The sequence below is a fragment of the Actinoplanes sp. M2I2 genome (genome assembly GCF_023544445.1).
Taxonomy (GTDB): Bacteria; Actinomycetota; Actinomycetes; order Mycobacteriales; family Micromonosporaceae; genus Actinoplanes.
Genome location: NZ_JALPVJ010000040.1, coordinates 25,844 through 44,566 on the forward strand (window position 1 = coordinate 25,844; position 18,723 = coordinate 44,566).

Consider the following 18,723-nt stretch of genomic DNA (forward strand, 5'->3'; position numbering starts at 1 on the left):
CTCCGGCGGCGCGGGTGAGTCTACGGTGACGGAATGTCAGCCGAAGCCGCCCGCGCCGCCGAGATCCTCAGCCAGCTCGCCACCCCGCTGCGGTTGCGGGCGTTCGCCGAGCTGGTCCACCGTGGCTCGGAGGGCGCCTCCATCGCCGAGCTGGCCTACACGATCGACGTACCGGTGCAGACGGCCGGCGAGACGCTGGCCCGCCTGGTCGCCGCCGGGCTGGCCACCGGCACGGGCAACGGCATCTACCGCGCGTCGCCGGGCATCCTGCGCGAGACCGCGCTGGCGCTCGACCGCGAGCAGCCGATCAGCGCCTACCTGGGTGACTATCCCCAGCTGCGCGGCAACTTCACGCACGGCCGCCTCACCACCATGCCGCCCACGCTCAGCGAGCGGTACACGCTGCTGGGCGAGCTGCTGGCCCGCTTCCTGGCGCTCGAGGGCCTGCACGACGAGCAGACCGTCAACCGCCGCCTGGCCGCGGTGACCGACGACGTGGCCGCGGCCCGGCGGATGCTGGTCGAGACCGGCTGGCTGGAACGCGACCAGGCCGGCACCACGTACGGCGCCGGCCGCCCGGTTCCGTCCGCCCGCTCCTGACCGGTTGAAGTCTCCGGACGCCGGGTAACCGATCGGATATGCCGCTACCGATCGAGGACTACGCGATCATCGCGGACACGCAGACGGCGGCGCTCGTCGGCCGCAACGGGTGCATCGACTGGCTCTGCGTGCCCCGCTTCGACTCCGGGGCGATCTTCGCCGCCCTGCTCGGCGACGAGGAGAACGGGCACTGGACGATCGCGCCGGCCGGCTCCTTCACCACGCGGCGGCGCTATCGCGACGAGACCCTCGTGCTGGAGACCGAGTTCGAGACCGGCGGCGGCGTCGTGCGGCTGATCGACTTCATGCCGCCGCGCACCGAGGCGCCGGCCGTCATCCGGATCGTCGAGGGCGTGCGCGGCGAGGTGCCGATGAGCATGGTGCTGCGCCTGCGATTCGACTACGGCACCGTCGTGCCCTGGGTCTACCAGGAGCAGGGCGACCTCGTCGCGGTGGCCGGCCCGGACGCGGTCTGGCTGCGCACGCCCGCCGAGACGCGCGGCGAGAACCTGGCCACCCGGGCCGACTTCACCGTCCGCGCGGGCGACCGGGTGCCGTTCGTGCTCACCTGGCGGCCGTCCCACCTGACCCGGCCCGAGCCGCTCGACGCGGTCCACCAGCTGGGTGTCACCGAGGGCTACTGGCGCGGCTGGGTCTCGGCCTGCACGTACGAGGGTGAATGGCGCGACGCCGTGGTGCGCTCCCTGCTGACCCTCAAGGCCCTGACGTACGCCCCCACGGGCGGCATCGTCGCCGCGGCCACCACCAGCCTGCCCGAGAAACTGGGCGGCGTGCGCAACTGGGACTACCGCTTCTGCTGGCTGCGCGACGCCACGATCACGTTGCAGTCCCTGCTCTACAGCGGCTTCCAGTCCGAGGCCACCGCCTGGCGCAAATGGCTCCTGCGGGCGATCGCCGGCAACCCGGCCGAGCTCCAGATCATGTACGGGGTGGCCGGCGAGCGCCGCCTGGACGAGTACATCGCCGACTGGCTCACCGGCTACGACGGCAACCCCGTCCGGATCGGCAACGCCGCCGCCGGGCAGTTCCAGCTCGACGTCTACGGCGAGGTCATGGACGCCCTGCACCAGGGCCGCCGCGCCGGTCTCAAGGCCGACGACCCGTCCTGGGGCCTGCAGGTCAAGCTGATGGAGTTCGTCGAACAGCACTGGCGCGACCCCGACGAGGGCATCTGGGAGGTGCGCGGCGGCCCGAAGCAGTTCGTGCACTCCAAGCTGATGGCCTGGGTCGCGGCCGACCGGGCGGTCAAGGCGGTCGAGGAGTTCGGGCTGGAAGGCCCGGCCGACCGGTGGACCGCGCTGCGGGACGAGATCCGCGAGGAGATCCTGACCGAGGGCTACGACACCACGCGCCGGACGTTCACCCAGTACTACGGCTCGGCCGAGCTCGACGCCGCCCTGCTGATGGTTCCGCTGGTCGGCTTCCTCCCGGCCGACGACGACCGGGTCGTCGGCACGGTCGCCGCCATCGAGCGCGAGCTGCTGGTCGACGGTTTCGTGCAGCGCTACACCCAGCACCACGACACCGACGTCGACGGCCTGCCGCCGGGCGAGGGCGCCTTTTTGGCCTGCACGTTCTGGCTGGCCGACAACTACGCCCTGATGGGCCGGCACGACGAGGCCCGCGAGACCTTCACCCGCCTGCTGGCCCTGCGCAACGACGTGGGCCTGCTCTCCGAGGAGTACGACACCGACGCCGGCCGCCTGGTCGGCAACTTCCCCCAGGCCTTCAGCCACGTCCCGCTGATCGATACGGCCCGCACCCTGACCGCGACCACGGCCGCGACCGAGGCCCGCGCGGCCGAAGGGCTGCGCTGACGCCCCCGCACGCTGCGGTGACCGATGTTCACCCCACCTGATCGAATTAGGACGTTCGCCGGTGGGGGCGTCGGTCGGTGGATTCGACGGTGCCCGATCATCGCCGCACAACGGCATCCGCAGGCCACGAAATCGTGTGATTGCTCGGCTACGGTGAGTTTGTGAGCACCCTTTCCATCATTCTCAAGCTGGTGGCCCTCATCATTCCCGCCGCGATCTGCCTGGTCGGATTCCGAATGCTGAAGCGCATTGCCGAAGTGGGTGACCACAGTCCCGCCCGCATCAGGCGACGGCATTCTCGGGCCCGTTCGGCCCGGCGGACCGGATCACCGCCGGAAGCCCACCGCGTCGTACGGTCGCATCCGGTCTCCTCCGACCGGCTGATGGACCTGTCCACGACCCGGTTGCGGCCGTCCACGCGTCACCGGGTCCCGCCCTGGGTGCAGGCGGCCGCACCGGCCGGCGAAGGCGATCAGCGCAGGTGAGCTCGCCGCCGGCTTTCAGACCGCAGTGACCTCGACGTCCCCGCGGGCGGTGCTCGGGTCGACCGGCCGGCCCTTCTGCGTCCACCGCAGGCGCCCGGCCGCGGCGAGCCGCCGCGCCGCCCGGCGGACGTCCTCCCGATCCCCGTCCATGCCCGACAACGGGAATCGTTTTTGGCGGCCCACCGCGACGACAATACGATTCTCCAAGTCCCGGTCGGCGTCCCGGAAACCGCGGCGACGACAGGCGGCGCTGCACCACCGAACATTTTCCCAATCGGCCTCCCACGCCTTACGCCAGGTGATAGTCCGTCCGCAGGAGTCGCAGGTCTTGGCCGCCGGAACTGGCATGTGTCCACCTTTCCACAAGCCGCCCGGCATCGCCGGAACGGCGTCGTCGTCCGGGCCGCAGAAGGCGAAAGACCTTTTCCGCGCCGAGGGTCTTGTCGGGCGCGACCCCTTCGAACAGCGGACCGGGCCGGTCAGAGGCAGCCGGGCACTCGTTCACAAGGTCCGTCGCCGCCGCCCGGCGGCGACGAGCCTCCGGGCCCGCGCGATCAGGTGAGCCGACTGCTCGCGCGCGGCGTCGGCGTCCGCGCACAGCCGCTCGGCTGTCGCGACGGTCTCCGCCAGGTTCGTCCCCGAACGCGGGGCCCTGCTGTTCTTCGCGGTCATCGGCCGTGGGTGCTCTGCGAAATGACCGCTCTGGTTCGTCGGCACTGAGCGAAGCTGCCCCGCGGAAGGACTGTTAAACCCGCGCCACTCTTCCGGAAAGCGGCCCGGGATCCGGGTCCGGCGGCGTGGTCGATGAAGCGCGTCCGACGGGACACCTGGCGGGCATACGTCATGATCGTCGGCGTGGTCCTGCTGCGCCGGTCGCTCCTGTTGCTCGTGCTCCCGCTGATCGCCTCGTGCTCCGAGCCGTGGCAGGCGACCAGCGGGCTCGAGCCGCCGGCGGCCCCCAGCATCGAAGCCTCACCGGCCGTTGTTCCGACCACCGCAGGTCCCACCCCGCCCACAACGATCGAGCCGGCGTCCGCGTGCTCGCTGCTCGGCGTGCTGATCACCGCCGAACGCGGGGAAGCGGCCATGGGCTACCGGGAGATGGCGCTGACCCTCCACAACTGCGGCACCGAGCCGTACGAGGTGCGCGGCCGGCCCGACATCGTCGTCCTCGACGAGGACAGCCGGCCGCTCAAGGTCGCCGTGCTCCCCAGCCGGCGCTACACCACGGCGCCGGGGCGGCTGGTGCTGAAGCCGGGCACGGAAGCGCATGTCGTGCTTACCTGGCGCAACACCGTCACCAGCGCGAGCGGCTGGTCGGACACCGGGGCGTCGCTGGCGGTGGCGGTAACCGCGGGCCGGATGCGTCAGCTCGTCACCCTGCCGTCGCCCCTCGACCTCGGCACCACCGGACGCCTCGAAACCGGCGCCTGGTCCTGACCGGCTTCCCGGCCTCGCTCAGGGACGCGGCCTCCGGCGCGGGTGCTGCCATCCACGTGCCGGGGCGGAGTCCCGGCTGCCGGAGGCCCGCATCATGGGGCCGGCTCCCCCGGGCCTCGGCATCCCAGAGTCGCCGGGTCCAGCGCGGGTGGCCCGGCCGCCGGAGGCCTTACGTCACCATCTGACGTGACTTGGTCAAGATCGTCTCGTGAAATCTTGGTCACTTCCTGTGTGAGGTCGTTGCCGCAGTGTGCAGGTGCCGGAAGGATGTGCGGCGGCGGCGGGGGTCGCGCACGAGGCATTAGGGACACCATGGCTGTAGGACTGCATGAAAAAGCACCAAAGGAATTGCCCGAACTTCCGCGCCGGGAGCCGTACCGGACCTGGCCCGGCGGGCTGGCCGTGCTGGCGGTCATCGTCGCGTACGTCAGCCTCTGGGTCGTCCTGGACGACCAGACGAAGCCGGACCTGGAGCCGATCACAGCGGGTTCGGTGCAGCAGGTCGGGCCGGCGGTGAGCTTCGTGCCCGTGGCCGGCTGGTATCTCGACGCGACCGACTCGTCGCAGAGCGATTCGACGTCCTCGGTGGTGCTGGTCGGTCAGGCCGGGCAGTTCAACGTTCAGGTGCTGCCGTGGGAGGGCACGCTGGCCGAGGAGGTCGAGCGGCAGAAGAACATCGACGAGGCGATCGGTAGGGCCCGTGTGATCGACAACGACGCCACCTTCGCGACGGCGGGCGGCGTGAGCGGTACGACGTTCAGCTTCTTCGATCAGGAGGATCAGGGCCGGGTCTGGGTCTCTGTCGATGAGGCCGCGGACCGGGCGATCGTGATGGTCGGCCGGAGCCCGGACTCGGCGTTCGATCAGAGCCTGCCCGCCTACCAAGCCATGATCGACAGCGTCCGGACGGAGCAGTCATGACGACACTGGACAATCCTCCGGCCGCTGTTCGCGGGCCCGTGGGCGTGGACAGCTTCTTCCAGCCACGTCGGTTCGCGTTCTGGCTGCTGATCTTCCTGCTGGCCAACGGCCTGTTCTCCGTGTCACGAGAGCTCTACCAGGGTTCGCAGGTCGTACCGGTGACGGTGTTGCTGGGCCTGCTGGTCTGGACCCTGTACACGGCGATCCCGCTGTGGTTCTTCCACCAGCAACTTGACCTGTTCGCCCAGCACCCACCGCTGGGATTCGTCCTTGCCTTCGCCTATGGCAGCCTCGGCGCCATCTACCTGGCCGGTCCGGTGAACACGGAATTCCTGTCGGTGTTGTCCAAGACGACGAGCCCGGAGTTCTCCGATGACTGGGGCGCGGCGATCGTCGGGCCGACAACCGAGGAAACCCTCAAGATCCTCGGCGTGATCCTGCTCGTGCTGATCGCCCGCACACAGTTCCGCACCCTGCTGGCCGCGGCCAGCATCGGCGCGCTCGTGGGTCTGGGTTTTCAGATTTCCGAGGACCTGAGCTACACCCTCAGCCAAGGGCTGTCCTATCCCAGTCCCAACGAGATCACTCCGGTCCTGCAGATCGTGCTCGTACGCGGCATCCTGTCCGGGCTGTGGAGCCACGCGCTGTTCACCTCGATCGCCGCGATCGGCGTCGGGTACTTCCTGACCCGCCGGCACAAGCCGTTCGGTGTCCGGCTCGCGGTGGCCGTGGGATTCTTCCTGATCGCCTGGTCCATGCATTTCCTCTGGAACTCCCCGCTGTTGGAGCCCGAAAACATCTTCCAGATCTTCCTGCGCGGGCTGCCGCTGTTCGTCCTGGGCGCCCTGTTGTGGTGGCTCGCCGGACGTGACGAGGCGACCAACCTCATCGCCATCGCGGATGCCTACATCGACGGCGACGACCTGATCACCGCAGAGGAACGGCACGCGCTGGGCTCGCTGCGCAGCCGCCGGAAGCTGCGCCGCCAGGCCCGTAAACAGCACGGCCGCAAGGCGGGGAGGCTCTACCACGAGTTGCAGCGCAAGCAGCTGCACCTGGTCATGCAGTACGGCCAGACCGGCCCGGGCCCGAAGGCCGACCAGGACAAGCTCGAAGTCCGCCTCCTGCGCGACCGCTACGAAACCGCCGTGGCCAAGACTCCGGGAAAAGCTGAGGTTGAATCCCCGAGCTGACCGCTGAGCGCGAAGCCCCGGCTGCCTCGTTGGCCGGAGGAGCCGGGGCTTCGGCGTGTTCACCGGTCGCGCCGTGACCTTCGCCGGGCCGCGCTGGCCGTCGGCGTTGCGAGCGTCGTGATCACATTCCATGGCGGGGGTTTGGGGCGTTGTGATGTCAGGGGTGTACGTGTCAGATCCAAGCGGGTTCGATCGCTGGCGGGAGGACTGGGTGCCGGCGGACCGGCGCCTGTTCGGTCTCGACCGGCGCACGCTGCTGCCGGCCGCGGTGGTGGCGGTGCTGTTCGTCTTCACGGTCTGGGTGATGCCGGCCATCAACAGAGCCGTCCCGGTCACCGACCCGGTGCGCGCCGGTGACGTGATCCAGGTCGGTGACGTGGAGTTCGTGCCCGCGGTCGGGGCGAACATCGCGACAGGTCTGCGTCAGGGGCGGCCGGACGTGGGCAACAGCTATCCGAAAATTGCGGTGGTGACTTATCAGGGCACCACGTTCAAGGTGCGGACCGACGACTACGACGGCACCCCGGCGCAGCTGCTGGAGCAGATCAAGAAGAACAACGAAGGCACTCGCGTCGACGGTGGCGGATTCCGGGTCAACGGCGAACCGGTGACAATCGTCAACGCTGACGGTGACAAGGGCGTGGCCGCGCACTATGACAGTGCCAGCGCGGTCGGTTTGGTCGCGGCGTTTGTCTTCGACGGCACCGGCGTCGAGATCGAGGCCGTAGGACCGGAGACGCTTGCCGACAGCGTGGGTGAGGAAGTCGCCGCGATGGTTCAGTCGGTGCAGCCGGTCAGCGCTGGGAGTGGGTCATGACCGCTGACTCCCACCCTGTACCGGTCGGTGCCGCTGGTTCGGCTGTTGCCGCCCGGCAGGCCGCCATCGAGCGGTCCGGCTGGGGCAACCGGATGAGTTTGTGGCAGCCCCGCAACGCCTGTTACTGGCTGTTCCTCATCGCCCTGGGTTACGGGCTGTACTACATGGCTGACTACGCCAACGTGCATATCCGGCTCTACGCGCCGGCCCTGGCGGTCAACAGCATCGTCTTCGCCTTCTACGCATTGCTCTTCTGGTGGTTCACCACCCGCATCGACCGCTACTCCAGTCAGCCGGTCGCGGTGAAGGTGGCCGCGTTCGTCTGGGGTGGTTTCGTCGCGCCGTGGACTATTGCCATGAACGGCAACACCGCTCTGATCGATCTGCTCGGCAAGCTGTTCGGGCAGAACTTCGCCGACAACTGGGGCGCCGGGATCGCCGCGCCGATCTTCGAGGAGCTCGGTAAGGGCTCCGGGGTGCTGCTGTTGCTGTTCCTGGCCCCGAGGGTGGTCCGTACCGCCTACGACGGATTTATCATCGGCGCGTTCGCCGGCCTCGGCTTCGAGATTTTGGAAGACATCCTGTACGCCCTGAACGCCGCCGGCGAGCAGTTCGGCTCCGACCAGCTGGGCAGCAGCCTGAGCACCACAGCGCTGCGGCTGCTGACCGGTTTCTCCTCCCACATCGCCTACACGGCGATCTTCGGCACGGGGGTGGTGTTCCTGATCGGCACCGTGGCGCAACGCCGCCGTACCGGCCTGGGCCTGGGTCTGATGCTGACCGCCATGGTCCTGCATGGGTGGTGGGACGCCGGCGCTGTGCTGTCCGGCGGCAATCTCCTGGTCTCGTACATCATGCTGGTGGCCGAGCTCGCGATCGCGCTCTCCATTGTCGTGACGGTCTTCAACCACACGGTCAAGCCGGAGCGCGCGGCGATGCGCACGGTCATGCAACCCGAGGCCGACGCGGGCGTCATCACCGGTGAGGAACTCGATGCCCTGGCCGGCGACCGCAAGCAACGCCGCGCCTACCGCAAAGCCGCCCTCGGCAAGGCCGACCGCTCGCATCGGCAGCACCGCTTGGAGGCGGCGCACGACCTGGCCGACCAGCTGGCCGCCGCGGGCGGGAAGGAGACCGAACGGGTCCGGTTCACCCGCGACGAACTCCGCCGCCTCTCCCCGACCGCCTAGGACAACGAGCCCCGGTCCACCCCACCAGGGAGGGCCGGGGCTTCGTCGTGTTCCCCCGGGCTCGCAGTGGCAACCGCTGGGCCGCGCCGCCCAACTGCCTTCGACGGCCCAGCCACGGCCCAGCGGGCCGGGTGATTCACATATGCGCAGGTCGTCAGCGGTTGGTCAGGCTGAAGTGCATGTAGTCCTTCAGGCTGGTCCAGCGCCCACCCCAGTGGAACCCGTTCCACAAAAAGGCCCGCGCGGCCCCCTCGCGGTGGATCATGCCGATCAGGTAGCGGCTGCGGTTCAGGTAGAGGGCGCTGTTGGCCGGCGACAGGGAACGCCCGCGCAGCATCGGGTTCTGGAACGGGTTGATGTCGATCGCGGTGCCGGTGGCGTGCTCCGACCAGACCCTCGTGCCGCCGATCGGGCGGCAGTTGTAGCCGGCCGTCACCACGGCCATGTTCGTCTGGGCCGGCATGTTGACCCGCATGGGGGCCATCGCCATGATGCGGAAGCGCCAGTTGTAGAGGATCCGGAAGATCTGCTGCGCGCGGCGGGCCACGTCGTAACGCACCACCACGCTGCCGACGTGGTAGTCGCCGTTGAAGTCGATGTAGGACACCCAGAGCTTGCGCAGGTTGCCGGGGATGACCGGGCACCCGGCGGACGCCTTCCAGTTCACCTCGCCGGCGGTGACCGGGACGATCTTCGACTGGAACGCCGGGAGCGGGACCGGGGGCCGGTTCAGGCGCAGGACCGCGTCGACCTGGATCGGGGTGGTCAGGGCGATCTGGTTCCAGGTGGCCAGGTTGCGGGCGCTCACCCCGTGCCGGGCGCCGATCGAGCTCAGCGTCTCGCCGGGGCGGACCACGTGCCAGGCCGCCGCCGCCCGCCCGGCCGGACGGGTGGCCGTGGCCGGGGCGGGACCCAGCAACGGCACGAGCAGCAGGGCGGACAGGGCGGCGGCGAGCAGTCGTTTCGGCACGGCTACAGACCGTACGAACCGGGCCGGGCGTGGCGCAGGGAAACGTGAAACTTTCCCAAGTCAGGCCAGGGCCACCGGTACGGGTCGCAGGGTCACGCGGACCGGGGTGCCGGGGGTCAGGGAGGCGAGCCGGTCGGTGGCCACCTGGGCGACCACCAGCACGTCGCCGACGGCGATCGTGACCTTGCTGATCGGGCCCAGGAAGCTGGTCGTCAGCACCCGGCCGTCGCCGTCGGCTTCCGGGGTGACCTGCACGGACTCCGGTCGTACGAGGGCAGTGACGGAAGCCTGCGAAGCCGGTGAGAGCAACGGCAACCGGGTGCCGAGCACCTCGACCTCGTTGCCGGTGACCGTGCCGGGCAGGCGGTTGCTCAGGCCGACGAACTCGGCCACGAACGGTGTCGCCGGAGTCAGGTAGATGTCGGCCGGGGCAGCCAGTTGTTCCAGCTTGCCGGCGCGCATGACGCCCACCCGGTCGGCGACCGCCAGGGCCTCCTCCTGGTCGTGGGTGACGAACAGCGTCGTCGTGCCGACCTCCGTCTGGATGCGCCGGATCTCGTCGCGCAACTGGACGCGGACCTTGGCGTCCAGCGCCGACAGCGGCTCGTCGAGCAGCAGCACGCTGGGCTCGATGGCCAGCGCGCGGGCCAGCGCGACCCGCTGCTGCTGCCCGCCGGAGAGCTGATGCGGGTAGCGGTCGGCGAAGGCGCCGATCCCGACCAGTTCGAGCATCTCGCGGGCCCGGGCCGACGACTTGGAGCGGCCGCGCAGCGACAACCCGAACGACACGTTGGCCTGGGCGGTCAGGTGCGGGAAGAGGCTGTACGCCTGGAAAACCATGCCCATGTCGCGGCGGTTGGCCGGCAGGGCGGTGACGTCCCGGCCGCCGACCAGCACCTGCCCGCTGTCGGCGTCCTCGAGGCCGGCCAGCACCCGCAACGCCGTCGTCTTGCCACAGCCGGACGGGCCGAGCAGCGCGACGAACTCGCCCGGCTCGATCGACAGGTCGAGGTTGTCGAGGGCGTGCACGGTCCCGAAGGTCCGGCGCAGCCCGTTGAGGTGTACGGCGACACCGCTCATGCGGCTGGCTCCTTGAGGGGGGCGGGCGCCACGACGGCCGACGTGCGGCGTCGTCCGCCCAGCAGGGACAGAAGCATCAGCAGGACGAAGGCCAGCAGCAGCGCGGTCAGCGAGACGGCCACCGACATGGTGGCGTTGCTCTTGCCCAGCAAGTTGATGGCGACCTGCAGGTTGGTCCGGTTGAGCAGCGACGCGATGGTGAACTCGCCCAGCACCAGCGCCACCGTCAGGAACGCGGCCGACAGCACCGCCGAGCGGATGTTGGGCAGCACGACCCGCCACATCACCGTGCCCCAGCCGGCGCCCAGGCTGCGGGCGGCCTCGGCCAGCGTCTTCACGTCGATCGCGGACAGGCCCGCGTCGATGGCGCGATAGGCGTAGGGCAGGACCAGGATCGTGTACGCGAAGACGAGCGTCAGGGACGAGCCGCCGAGGAAGTACGTGACCCAGGCGTACACCGGCGCCAGCCCGACGACCAGCACGATGGCCGGGATCGTCAGCGGCAGCAGGCACAGGAACTCGACCAGGCGCCGCAGCCGGGGCAGGCGCAACCGCACCCACACCGCGGTCGGCACGAGCAGCACCAGCATCAGCAGCGCCGTGAGCGCGGCCTGCAGCAGCGACGCGGTGATGCCCTCGGCCAGCGCGGGGTAGCGCTCGCTCAGCTCGGGCCAGTCGACCAGCGCCGGCCAGGTCGTCGCGTCGCGGGTCGAGAACTCCACCATCGCGACCAGCGGCAGCAGGAAGAAGACGCCGAGCACGGTGAGCACGGCCCAGCGGAAGACGCGCTGCTTGCGGGCGCGCCGCGCGATCACCCCAGCCATTTGGACGTCCTTCTCTGCAGCAGGGTGTAGAGCGCCATGACGACCGAGACCACGATCACCATGCCCAGAGCCATCGCCTTGCCGACGTTCTGCTGGCCGAGCAGCACCTCGCTGGTGATCGCGCCGCGGATCTGCAGGGGCACCAGCGGGCTGCCCTGGCTGACCAGGGCGGCCGCGGTGGCGTACGCGGAGAAGCTGTTGGCGAACAGCAGCAGGGTCGAGCCCAGGAAGGCGGGGGCCAGCAGCGGCCCGGCCACCCGGGTCCAGTACTGCCAGGTGGTGCCGCCCAGGCTCTCGGTCGCCTCCCGCCACTGCGGCCGGATGCCGTCCAGGGCGGGCAGGAAGACGATCACCATGAGCGGGATCTGGAAGTACGTGTAGACCAGCGTCAGCCCGGGCAGCTCGAACAGCCAGACGCCGCCCGAGAAGATGTCGACGCTGAACGTGTCGCGCAGCCACACCGTGAGGAAGCCGGACAGCCCGATCGTGGCCAGGAACGCGAAGGCCAGGGTGACGCCGCCGAACTGGGCCAGCACGCCGGCCGCGGCGGTCACCACCCGGCGCAGGACGCCGTCCGGCTTGGCGGTCGCCAGGGCGTACGCCAGCAGGGCGCCGAGCACCGCGCCGACGAGCGCGCTGATGGCCGAGAGCGCGATGCTGCGGCCGAAGGCGTCCAGGATGTACGAGTCGCCGAGCGCCTTGACGTTGGCCAGGGTGGCACCGCCCTCGTCGCCCGCGAACGCGCCGATGACCACGACCAGCGTCGGGATGATCAAGAAGATCGTCACGTACGCGAAGAACGGCACGGCGCCCAGCAGGGCGGTGACGCCCCGCAGCCGCGGCCGCTTGGCCACACGCTGCGGGACGGCCGCGACGATCTCAGCCAATGGCCTTGGCCCAGTTCGATGCCAGGTATTCCTTGGCCTTGGTGTTCTGGGCCTCGGTCGGGATCACCGGGGTGCCCTCGATCTTCGGCAGCGCGGCGAACGCGGCCTTGTCGATGGTGCCGGCCTTCTCCATGGCCTCGGCCCGCACCGGACGGGCGCCACCCTTGAGCCACAGGTTCTGGCCCTCGTCGGAGTAGAGGAACTCCTGCCACAGCCGCGCGGCGGCCGGGTGCGGGGCGTCCTTGTTGATGGCCTGCACGTAGTACGAGCCGAGGACCGCGCCGTCCGGGACGAAGGTCTTCCAGGTCTTGAGCTTGGACACCTGGGCCGCGTTCAGGTAGTCCCAGTCGAAGACGACCGGGGTCTGACCGGACTGGATCGTGGTGTCCGAGGGGTCGACGGGGAGCAGGTTGCCGGCCTTCTTGAGCTGACCGAAGAAGTCGACGCCCTTGGCGATGTCCTCGACGGTGCCGCCGTTGGCCAGCGACGCCATCTGCACGCCGCCGAACGCCGCGCCGGCCTGGGTCGGGTCGCCGTTGAGCGCGACCTTGCCCTTGTACTCGGGCTTGAGCAGGTCGGCCAGGCTGGTCGGGGCGGGCACCTTGGCGCTGTCGTAGCCGACCGACATGTAACCGCCGTAGTCGTTGACCCAGGCGCCGCCGGCGTCCTTGAGGTTCTCCGGCACGTCGGCGAACGTGGCCGTCTTGTACGGCGCGAACATGGCGATGTTGGCCGTCGCGACCGTGGCCCCGAGGTCGAACACGTCCGGGGCGCCGTCCTGGCCCTTGAGCTGGTTGGCCGCGTTGATCTCGTCCTGGCTCGAGCCGTCCGGCTGGGCCGAGTTGACCTTGATGCCGTACTTGTCGCCGAAGGCCTTGATGATCTCGCCGTAGTTCGCCCAGTTGGGCGGCAGCGCGATGACGTTGAGCTGGCCCTCGGCCTTGGCCGCCTCGACCAGCTTGTCGATGCCGCCCAGGTCGCCCGCGCTGGTGGCGGAGGCCGCGCTGGAGCCCGACGACGCGGACTCCTTCTCGGGCGGCGAGCAGGCCGCCACCGCGGCCAGCGTGGTTGCCGCCAAGGTGACGGCGATCGTGCGGATGATGGGTCGCACCGTTGTTCCTCCCTCTGCGCGCACCGGGCCGGTACGCGCTGGGTGATCATGAAAGTGCTTGCTTGACAGCAGGCGGCCATCAGGCGTCCACCCGACGACGATCACTTGGCCGATCAGGCGGATGTCCCGGCCTGCTCCAGGCGTTGCCGTGATCGTAAGCCCCGGCGTGATCAATGCCTATAGCTGCGCATTCCGGCTTGGCTCACCCCGCCGCATCGAGTGCATGCGACACCACTCCCGAACAGCGGGCCTGCTTCCCGCGCGCGCCAAAGGACCAGGCGAACACAGCCGTCGAGCGGCGGGCGTTGCAGCTGCCAGCCTGCTTCAGCCCCCCGTATCGTGGAAGGGACAGACCGGCCGGGTCCGACGGAAGGACGCGTCATGGCAGCTGAATCGCACTCCCTTGGCGAACGCCTGCTCGTGCAACGCCAGCGCCGCGGCATGACTCAGCAGCAGCTCGCCGACAACTCCGGGATCTCCGTCGGGATCATCCGCAAGCTTGAGCAAGGCCAACGCCAGTCGGTGCGGTTGGAAACCCTGACCGCGCTGGCACACGCCCTGGACGTGGCCGCCGGCGACCTCGTCGGGAAACACCGCGGCCTGGCCACCGGCGCCGAGGACTCCGAGATGGTGCAGCTGCGCCGCGCCGTGCTCGGCCTCGCCGATCTGGGCGCCGACCCGGTCCCCGCCCGTACGCTCCAGCCGGGCGTCGCCCAGCTGTGGCAGCTGTACTGGGCCGGCTCCTACCCGGTCCTGGCCCGGGCCCTGCCCGAGCGGATCAGCGCCGCCCGCGTCGCCGTCAGTACCGCCGCGAAGCCCGACCAGCCGATCGCCGCGACCGTGCTCGCCGAGACCCTGCAGATCACCGCGGCGCTGCTGGCCCACCTCGCCCACGAAGACCTCGCCCACCTCGCGCTGCACGGCGCTCGCCACGCCGCCAACGAGGCCGGCGACGAGCTGCTGGAGGCCGCCCAGCAGGCCACCCGCTCATGGGTGCTGTCCCGGCAAGGGCTGTGGTCGGAAGCCGAGCACCTGGCCACGACCACCGCCGAGCGGATCGAGCCGAAGCTGTCGACCGCCACCGTCGACCAGCTCGCCGTCTGGGGCGAGCTGCTGCGCTACTCCGCCGTCGCCCTGTCGCGGTCCGGCCGGCACAGCGATGCCGCCGAAGTCATTCAGCTCATGGGGTCCGCCGCCGCGCGCCTCGGCGACGACCCCGTGTCCCGGTACGTCGGCATGCCGTTCGGGCCGACCGTCGTCGGGATGCGAGCGGTCGACGCCGCGATTTCAGCCGGCCAGCCCCGCCAGGCCCTCACCCGAGCGCAGCGCGTCGAGCACCCCGACCGGATGCCACCGGCCATGCACTCCCGCTACCTGCTCAACGTCGCCTGGGCGCAGACCCTCGACATGCGCTCCGGTGAAGCGGTCGGCACCGTGCTGCGCGCCGAGAAACTCGCCCCCGAAGCGCTGCCGCACCAGTCGATCGCCCGCGCCATCGTCGCCGAGCTGCTGCCCCGCCGCCGCACCCAGCGCCTTCCCGGCCTGCGCGCCCTGGCGCAGCGCATGGGCATGGACACCTGACCAGCCAAGCACTGACCCGCCCCGGGTCACCTCTGCACCGTCGGTGACCCTCCTACCGGGACAGCGCGGGTCACCTTCGCGGCACCGTCGCGCCATACGTTTCGGGGTAACGGCACAGCCGCCCGGCCACCGGGCCGGCCAGCCGGAAAGAATCCCCGATCCGGAAGGACCCATGGCATGAAAACCCCGACGCTCGCCCCCGAGCTGGTTGGTCCCCGCGCCGCGCAGATCCTCGACTCGATCAAGGCGCACCCGCTCTACGAGCGGCTCACCGGCTCGTCCATGCGGTACTCGACCTGCTGGGCGACCTTCACCGGTTACCCGACGGTCAGCCAGTGGGACCTCGGCCGCGACGCCGCCCCGCTCCTGGAGGAGGCCCTGCGCTCGCTGGCGCTCAAGGCGGCCGTGTTCGAGCTGACCGGCGGCGACGAGGAAACCGCCGAGCTGCTCCTGCCCCCGGCCGTCGACGAGATGGTCCACGCCGTCCTCGCGCAGTTCACCGTGATCTGCAAGATCCAGGAAGCGATCGGCGTGCACTTCCCGCACGCCACCGAGCACGAGGAGTTCAGCTACAACCGCGGCTGCACCACCGACGCGTACTACGCCGCCGCCGGCTGGGGTGAGCAGCCCAGCCGCTACTGGCTCGGTTCCGCCGAGGTGAACCGGCGCCTCGAGATCCTCGAGGAGAAGTACGGCAAGGCCGGCATCGTCGGCAGCGGCCGCAGCCACGACATCATTTTCGAGGCCATCCCCGCCTAACGGCGAGCGAGCTCACGCGAGAGCACCCGGCGCAGTGCCGACACCACCGCGCCGGGTGCGAACCGCTCACCCGCCTGACGCTCGGCCCGCGCCACCGCACCGAAAATCTCATCCTCGGCTGCCGTCCGCAGCACCGCGACCAACCAGCCTTCCAGGTCGTCCAGGTGCTCCGGCAGCTTCAAGGCCTCCGCCGTGGGCGCCGGAAGCGTCCGGGTTGCCTCCCTCGTCGACGGCACCGGCGTCCCGGCGGAGGCATACCGGCCCGGCGGCATCCCCACCCGGTACGGGTGCACACACACCGCCGTCCCGTCCGGCCCGACCCGCCACCCCACCTCAGGCCGATACGCGAAATCCTGCGACGGCCGAGCCACCACATCGAACCGGCCCGGCCCGAGCTCCTGCGCCGGGCACACCGAGCACGTGTCATCACACCACTGCGGCAACGGGCCATCCATGCGCCCATCGTAGGAGAGAAAGGACCGCACCCCGATGACCGTCCTCGCGCCACCCCGCCACCCGATCGTGCAGTCTGCCCTCGACGACGCCCGCACCTGGTGCGCCAGCGAGATCATCGACGACCGGCCCGCACTGGCCCACGCCGTCAAAGTCGCCGTCACCATCGGCGCCCACATCCCCGACCCGGGCACCGACCTCATCGCCGCGGCCCTGCTGCACGACTCCCCGGACCTGGCCCCGAACACCCTGGACCTCGACGAGCTGCTCACCACCCGATACGGGCCCACCGTGCGCCGCATCGTCCGCGTCATGCACAACGAGCACCGCAGCCTCGACACCGATCACCCGCAGATCGTCGTCGACGACCACCAGGTCCTGCTCGCCTCCACCGCCGACCGGATCGTCGCACTGTCCTCACTGATGAGCCGCGCCCGCAAATCCGGCGACATCACCGGCTTCTTCACCCGCCGCCGACCGCTGCTGCTCCTGCTGCCCTACTTCCACCAGTGCCACGCCGCCGGCGCCGGCCGCGTCCCGGACACCATGAGCGCCGCCCTCGCCACCGCCCTCACCCGACTCGACGACGCCACCACCGGAATCCCACGGTGAACGGCTGGCACCCCGCCGAGCTCGAGCGCCTCGCCGCCGACCTTTGCCAGGCCGCACACCTTCCCGCCCCCACCCGGGCCGACACCATCCGCGAATGGCACCTGTCCGGGGTGCGGCGGCTTCACCTGCCCGGACGCACCCTCATCCTCAAATACGCCCGGCCGCCCTTCGCCAACGAGCCCCGCGCGCTGGCCACGCTCGCCGCCGCCGGTATCCCCGTCCCCGAGCTCCACGCCCACACCCGGCACGGCACCACCACCGGCATGCTCCTGACCGACCTCGGCCCGGCCCTGCGCGCACCGTCCCTCCCGGAAACCGCCGCCGCGGCGGCCGCGCACCTGCACCGACCCGACCCGCTGCCCGGCCACCCCACGATCAACACCGACACCCTGAAAGACGCCCCCGGCCGCGCGCTCGCCCTCGTCGACCAGGCCCACGCCACCGGCGCGATCGCCGACCCCGGCGAACTGCACACCACGCTCAAACGCCTCGACCACATCACCGCCCGCCGCGCCGCCGACGCCGACCGGCCGCCCTACGGCATCTGCCACGGCGAACTCCACCCCACCGCCATCCACATCAGCGCCGCCGGCCAACACATCCTCGACGTCCCACTCGCCCACACCGGACCTGGCCTGCTCGACCTGGCCAGCATCCTCGGCATGCGCACCACCAACGTGCCGGCGATGGACGCCCTGATCAACGCACACGTGCAGGCCGGGGGACACCGCGACACCCAAGCCCCGCGCGCAGGCTTGGCCCCGGCCCGATGGGCGCTCGGCTGGCACCGCGTCATCTCCGCGCTGTGGCACCTTCACCAGGCCACCGACCAGACGCACACGGTCGACCAGAGCGACACGGCCGCGGCCGAACGCCAGCTGCGCGCCGCGGTCGATCTGCTCGAGTAGCCGCCCGCTCGACCGGCAGAAGCACGCGAGAATCCACGAGCGCCGACGTCAAGCCATCCCGAGGCCGCCACTCGTTCGAGAGGCGACCCTTGGACGCGCGGTTTACCGTGGCAAGCATGAGCGCGATCCAGCGTGGAGCATGAAGATCACGACCGGTCCAAACGGCGGAGATCCCACCTTCAAGCATGAACTGCTAACGGATGGTGCTTGATGCAGCGAGCTTTGGGGGGCACCGACCGCGAAGCCGATCCCACGAGCCGGGTTCGGACACTGAGCGCACTTGCCGTTTTCGCCGTCCTCGTAACAGTGGCCGGCATCTGGCAGCTGAAGGACGTAAGTCCTCAAACTCCCGTGTCGGGATTCTTCGGCGGGGTCACAGTTGACTTTCTGAACCCTCCCGACGGCCAGATTCCTGCTCTGACCGTTGCACTGAAGGTGGAGGCGCAAACTGGTCTGGCTACTCTAAAACTCAGGGTTGACAAGGAAAATTGGGAAGGGCTCGAGAATTACGCCGGGAGCCGGCTCGGTGTTGTCGTCCAGGGAGACCTCCGACCGATAAGGGGAGATATCCAGACTTTCCATGAGGATGACGAGAGGTACTTGAATAGCGGAGCTAGACCAACCGGAACCCCTCGTTTGGAGGAAAATCCGACGTGGCAGCCTCCAGGAGCACCAGAAACACCCGTGGTCCGTTTACTCCCATACTCCGCATACGAGTTCATCATGCCGCCGTCCATAGGTGGGTCTGAGCTCACCATCATGGCTTGGGCCATGCGAGGGAAGATCGCAGAGACCCGCGGCTCACTCACCGCTCTCCGGTATCCATTCTGCGATCCCTCCGTATGGTTCGCGCGCTGCGAGATCAGCGATAGGGAAATCAGTCTGAACGAACAGGTCTCTGTTGCTCTGCCGGCCCTATCCGACCAGTGACGTGATCTCAGCAAGGAGAGGTGTCTGATTCGGTACGACACGGGCAAAAGTATGAGTACCGGACGGTGCTGGATATAGGCGTGGAGCCATCGATAGACCAGTTCTTGCGAAGGAAACAGGTCTG

Annotated in this window: 20 protein-coding genes and 1 pseudogene; 13 read left to right on the forward strand and 8 right to left on the reverse strand. The window is 69.7% G+C overall.

All coding sequences use genetic code 11. From position 1 onward, the window contains the following. The first annotated feature begins 33 nt into the window (after positions 1-33). From HJC40_RS43495 to HJC40_RS43505, 3 genes are all read left to right on the forward strand, one after another. Entirely contained in the window at positions 34-600 is a 567-nt protein-coding gene (locus HJC40_RS43495) for a DUF2087 domain-containing protein (protein WP_250009705.1), read from the forward strand. A 38-nt stretch (positions 601-638) separates the two neighbouring features. Further along, entirely contained in the window at positions 639-2,438 is a 1,800-nt protein-coding gene (locus tag HJC40_RS43500) for a glycoside hydrolase family 15 protein (RefSeq protein ID WP_250009707.1), read from the forward strand. Positions 2,439-2,578: 140 nt separating this feature from the next. Further along, entirely contained in the window at positions 2,579-2,923 is a 345-nt protein-coding gene (locus HJC40_RS43505; protein ID WP_250009708.1) for a hypothetical protein, read from the forward strand. Positions 2,924-2,938: 15 nt separating this feature from the next. Here the strand turns inward: HJC40_RS43505 and HJC40_RS43510 are convergent, their stop codons facing one another. Beyond that, entirely contained in the window at positions 2,939-3,073 is a 135-nt protein-coding gene (locus HJC40_RS43510; RefSeq protein WP_250009709.1) for a DUF3253 domain-containing protein, read from the reverse strand. Between the two features lie 93 nt (positions 3,074-3,166). Then, positions 3,167-3,301 (reverse strand): annotated as a pseudogene (locus HJC40_RS46820) (DUF2256 domain-containing protein); the annotation flags it as partial. A gap of 426 nt (positions 3,302-3,727) precedes the next feature. Between HJC40_RS46820 and HJC40_RS43515 the strand changes: the two are divergent. The 5 genes from HJC40_RS43515 (at position 3,728) to HJC40_RS43535 (ending at position 8,484) form a co-directional block, all read left to right on the forward strand. Continuing rightward, positions 3,728-4,363: a DUF4232 domain-containing protein gene (locus tag HJC40_RS43515; RefSeq protein ID WP_250009710.1), complete on the forward strand. Its 636-nt coding sequence runs from the start codon at positions 3,728-3,730 to the stop codon at positions 4,361-4,363. A gap of 348 nt (positions 4,364-4,711) precedes the next feature. Further along, a complete protein-coding gene (locus HJC40_RS43520) occupies positions 4,712-5,284 on the forward strand; it encodes a hypothetical protein (RefSeq protein WP_250009711.1) in 573 nt (190 codons plus the stop codon). Beyond that, entirely contained in the window at positions 5,281-6,477 is a 1,197-nt protein-coding gene (locus tag HJC40_RS43525) for a PrsW family intramembrane metalloprotease (protein WP_250009712.1), read from the forward strand. Before HJC40_RS43520 ends, HJC40_RS43525 begins: the two co-directional genes overlap by 4 nt. A 154-nt stretch (positions 6,478-6,631) precedes the next feature. Then, positions 6,632-7,294 (forward strand): hypothetical protein, encoded by a 663-nt coding sequence (locus HJC40_RS43530; RefSeq protein WP_250009714.1) that lies wholly within the window; start codon positions 6,632-6,634, stop codon positions 7,292-7,294. Continuing rightward, positions 7,291-8,484, forward strand: a complete 1,194-nt coding sequence (locus HJC40_RS43535) for a PrsW family intramembrane metalloprotease (protein WP_250009715.1) — start codon at positions 7,291-7,293, stop codon at positions 8,482-8,484. Before HJC40_RS43530 ends, HJC40_RS43535 begins: the two co-directional genes overlap by 4 nt. Before the next feature lie 154 nt (positions 8,485-8,638). On the opposite strand, the gene HJC40_RS43540 is transcribed toward HJC40_RS43535, so the two are convergent. Genes HJC40_RS43540 through HJC40_RS43560 form a run of 5 tightly spaced genes read right to left on the reverse strand, consistent with a single transcriptional unit; the run spans position 8,639 to position 13,356 of the window. Continuing rightward, a complete protein-coding gene (locus tag HJC40_RS43540) occupies positions 8,639-9,454 on the reverse strand; it encodes a M15 family metallopeptidase (protein ID WP_250009716.1) in 816 nt (271 codons plus the stop codon). 60 nt (positions 9,455-9,514) lie between these two features. Further along, a complete protein-coding gene (locus HJC40_RS43545) occupies positions 9,515-10,534 on the reverse strand; it encodes an ABC transporter ATP-binding protein (RefSeq protein WP_250009717.1) in 1,020 nt (339 codons plus the stop codon). Then, the gene (locus tag HJC40_RS43550; RefSeq protein ID WP_250009718.1) at positions 10,531-11,358 is read right to left on the reverse strand and encodes an ABC transporter permease; all 828 of its coding nucleotides are present in this window, start codon (positions 11,356-11,358) and stop codon (positions 10,531-10,533) included. The genes HJC40_RS43545 and HJC40_RS43550 overlap by 4 nt, the downstream gene beginning before the upstream one ends. Further along, positions 11,346-12,245 (reverse strand): ABC transporter permease subunit, encoded by a 900-nt coding sequence (locus tag HJC40_RS43555; protein ID WP_250009719.1) that lies wholly within the window; start codon positions 12,243-12,245, stop codon positions 11,346-11,348. Before HJC40_RS43555 ends, HJC40_RS43550 begins: the two co-directional genes overlap by 13 nt. Beyond that, positions 12,238-13,356, reverse strand: a complete 1,119-nt coding sequence (locus tag HJC40_RS43560; protein ID WP_250009721.1) for an ABC transporter substrate-binding protein — start codon at positions 13,354-13,356, stop codon at positions 12,238-12,240. Before HJC40_RS43560 ends, HJC40_RS43555 begins: the two co-directional genes overlap by 8 nt. A 381-nt stretch (positions 13,357-13,737) precedes the next feature. Between HJC40_RS43560 and HJC40_RS43565 the strand changes: the two genes are divergently transcribed. Both HJC40_RS43565 and HJC40_RS43570 read left to right on the forward strand, forming a co-directional pair. Beyond that, positions 13,738-14,937: a helix-turn-helix domain-containing protein gene (locus HJC40_RS43565; protein ID WP_250009722.1), complete on the forward strand. Its 1,200-nt coding sequence runs from the start codon at positions 13,738-13,740 to the stop codon at positions 14,935-14,937. Between the two features lie 177 nt (positions 14,938-15,114). Then, positions 15,115-15,696 (forward strand): hypothetical protein, encoded by a 582-nt coding sequence (locus tag HJC40_RS43570; RefSeq protein WP_250009723.1) that lies wholly within the window; start codon positions 15,115-15,117, stop codon positions 15,694-15,696. Here HJC40_RS43570 and HJC40_RS43575 read toward each other — a convergent pair. Continuing rightward, positions 15,693-16,151, reverse strand: a complete 459-nt coding sequence (locus HJC40_RS43575) for a hypothetical protein (protein WP_250009724.1) — start codon at positions 16,149-16,151, stop codon at positions 15,693-15,695. The two genes, HJC40_RS43570 and HJC40_RS43575, sit on opposite strands and share 4 nt — an antisense overlap. A 34-nt stretch (positions 16,152-16,185) precedes the next feature. On the opposite strand from HJC40_RS43575, the gene HJC40_RS43580 reads away from it, so the two are divergent. From HJC40_RS43580 to HJC40_RS43590, 3 genes are all read left to right on the forward strand, one after another. Continuing rightward, positions 16,186-16,761, forward strand: a complete 576-nt coding sequence (locus HJC40_RS43580; RefSeq protein WP_250009725.1) for a metal-dependent phosphohydrolase — start codon at positions 16,186-16,188, stop codon at positions 16,759-16,761. Further along, positions 16,758-17,669, forward strand: a complete 912-nt coding sequence (locus HJC40_RS43585) for a phosphotransferase (protein ID WP_250009727.1) — start codon at positions 16,758-16,760, stop codon at positions 17,667-17,669. The genes HJC40_RS43580 and HJC40_RS43585 overlap by 4 nt, the downstream gene beginning before the upstream one ends. Positions 17,670-17,879: 210 nt before the next feature. Continuing rightward, positions 17,880-18,599 (forward strand): hypothetical protein, encoded by a 720-nt coding sequence (locus tag HJC40_RS43590; protein WP_250009729.1) that lies wholly within the window; start codon positions 17,880-17,882, stop codon positions 18,597-18,599. The last annotated feature ends 124 nt before the right edge of the window (positions 18,600-18,723 follow it).

What these genes read in the sequence shown, in the direction of transcription:
- HJC40_RS43495 (WP_250009705.1), top strand. Translation starts at nt 34, where the DNA reads ATGTCAGCCGAAGCCGCCCGCGCCGCCGAGATCCTCAGCCAGCTCGCC.
- HJC40_RS43500 (WP_250009707.1), top strand. Translation starts at nt 639, where the DNA reads ATGCCGCTACCGATCGAGGACTACGCGATCATCGCGGACACGCAGACG.
- HJC40_RS43510 (WP_250009709.1), bottom strand. Translation starts at nt 3,073, where the DNA reads ATGGACGGGGATCGGGAGGACGTCCGCCGGGCGGCGCGGCGGCTCGCC.
- HJC40_RS43515 (WP_250009710.1), top strand. Translation starts at nt 3,728, where the DNA reads ATGAAGCGCGTCCGACGGGACACCTGGCGGGCATACGTCATGATCGTC.
- HJC40_RS43525 (WP_250009712.1), top strand. Translation starts at nt 5,281, where the DNA reads ATGACGACACTGGACAATCCTCCGGCCGCTGTTCGCGGGCCCGTGGGC.
- HJC40_RS43530 (WP_250009714.1), top strand. Translation starts at nt 6,632, where the DNA reads ATGTCAGGGGTGTACGTGTCAGATCCAAGCGGGTTCGATCGCTGGCGG.
- HJC40_RS43535 (WP_250009715.1), top strand. Translation starts at nt 7,291, where the DNA reads ATGACCGCTGACTCCCACCCTGTACCGGTCGGTGCCGCTGGTTCGGCT.
- HJC40_RS43545 (WP_250009717.1), bottom strand. Translation starts at nt 10,534, where the DNA reads ATGAGCGGTGTCGCCGTACACCTCAACGGGCTGCGCCGGACCTTCGGG.
- HJC40_RS43550 (WP_250009718.1), bottom strand. Translation starts at nt 11,358, where the DNA reads ATGGCTGGGGTGATCGCGCGGCGCGCCCGCAAGCAGCGCGTCTTCCGC.
- HJC40_RS43565 (WP_250009722.1), top strand. Translation starts at nt 13,738, where the DNA reads ATGGCAGCTGAATCGCACTCCCTTGGCGAACGCCTGCTCGTGCAACGC.
- HJC40_RS43570 (WP_250009723.1), top strand. Translation starts at nt 15,115, where the DNA reads ATGAAAACCCCGACGCTCGCCCCCGAGCTGGTTGGTCCCCGCGCCGCG.
- HJC40_RS43575 (WP_250009724.1), bottom strand. Translation starts at nt 16,151, where the DNA reads ATGGATGGCCCGTTGCCGCAGTGGTGTGATGACACGTGCTCGGTGTGC.
- HJC40_RS43580 (WP_250009725.1), top strand. Translation starts at nt 16,186, where the DNA reads ATGACCGTCCTCGCGCCACCCCGCCACCCGATCGTGCAGTCTGCCCTC.
- HJC40_RS43590 (WP_250009729.1), top strand. Translation starts at nt 17,880, where the DNA reads ATGCAGCGAGCTTTGGGGGGCACCGACCGCGAAGCCGATCCCACGAGC.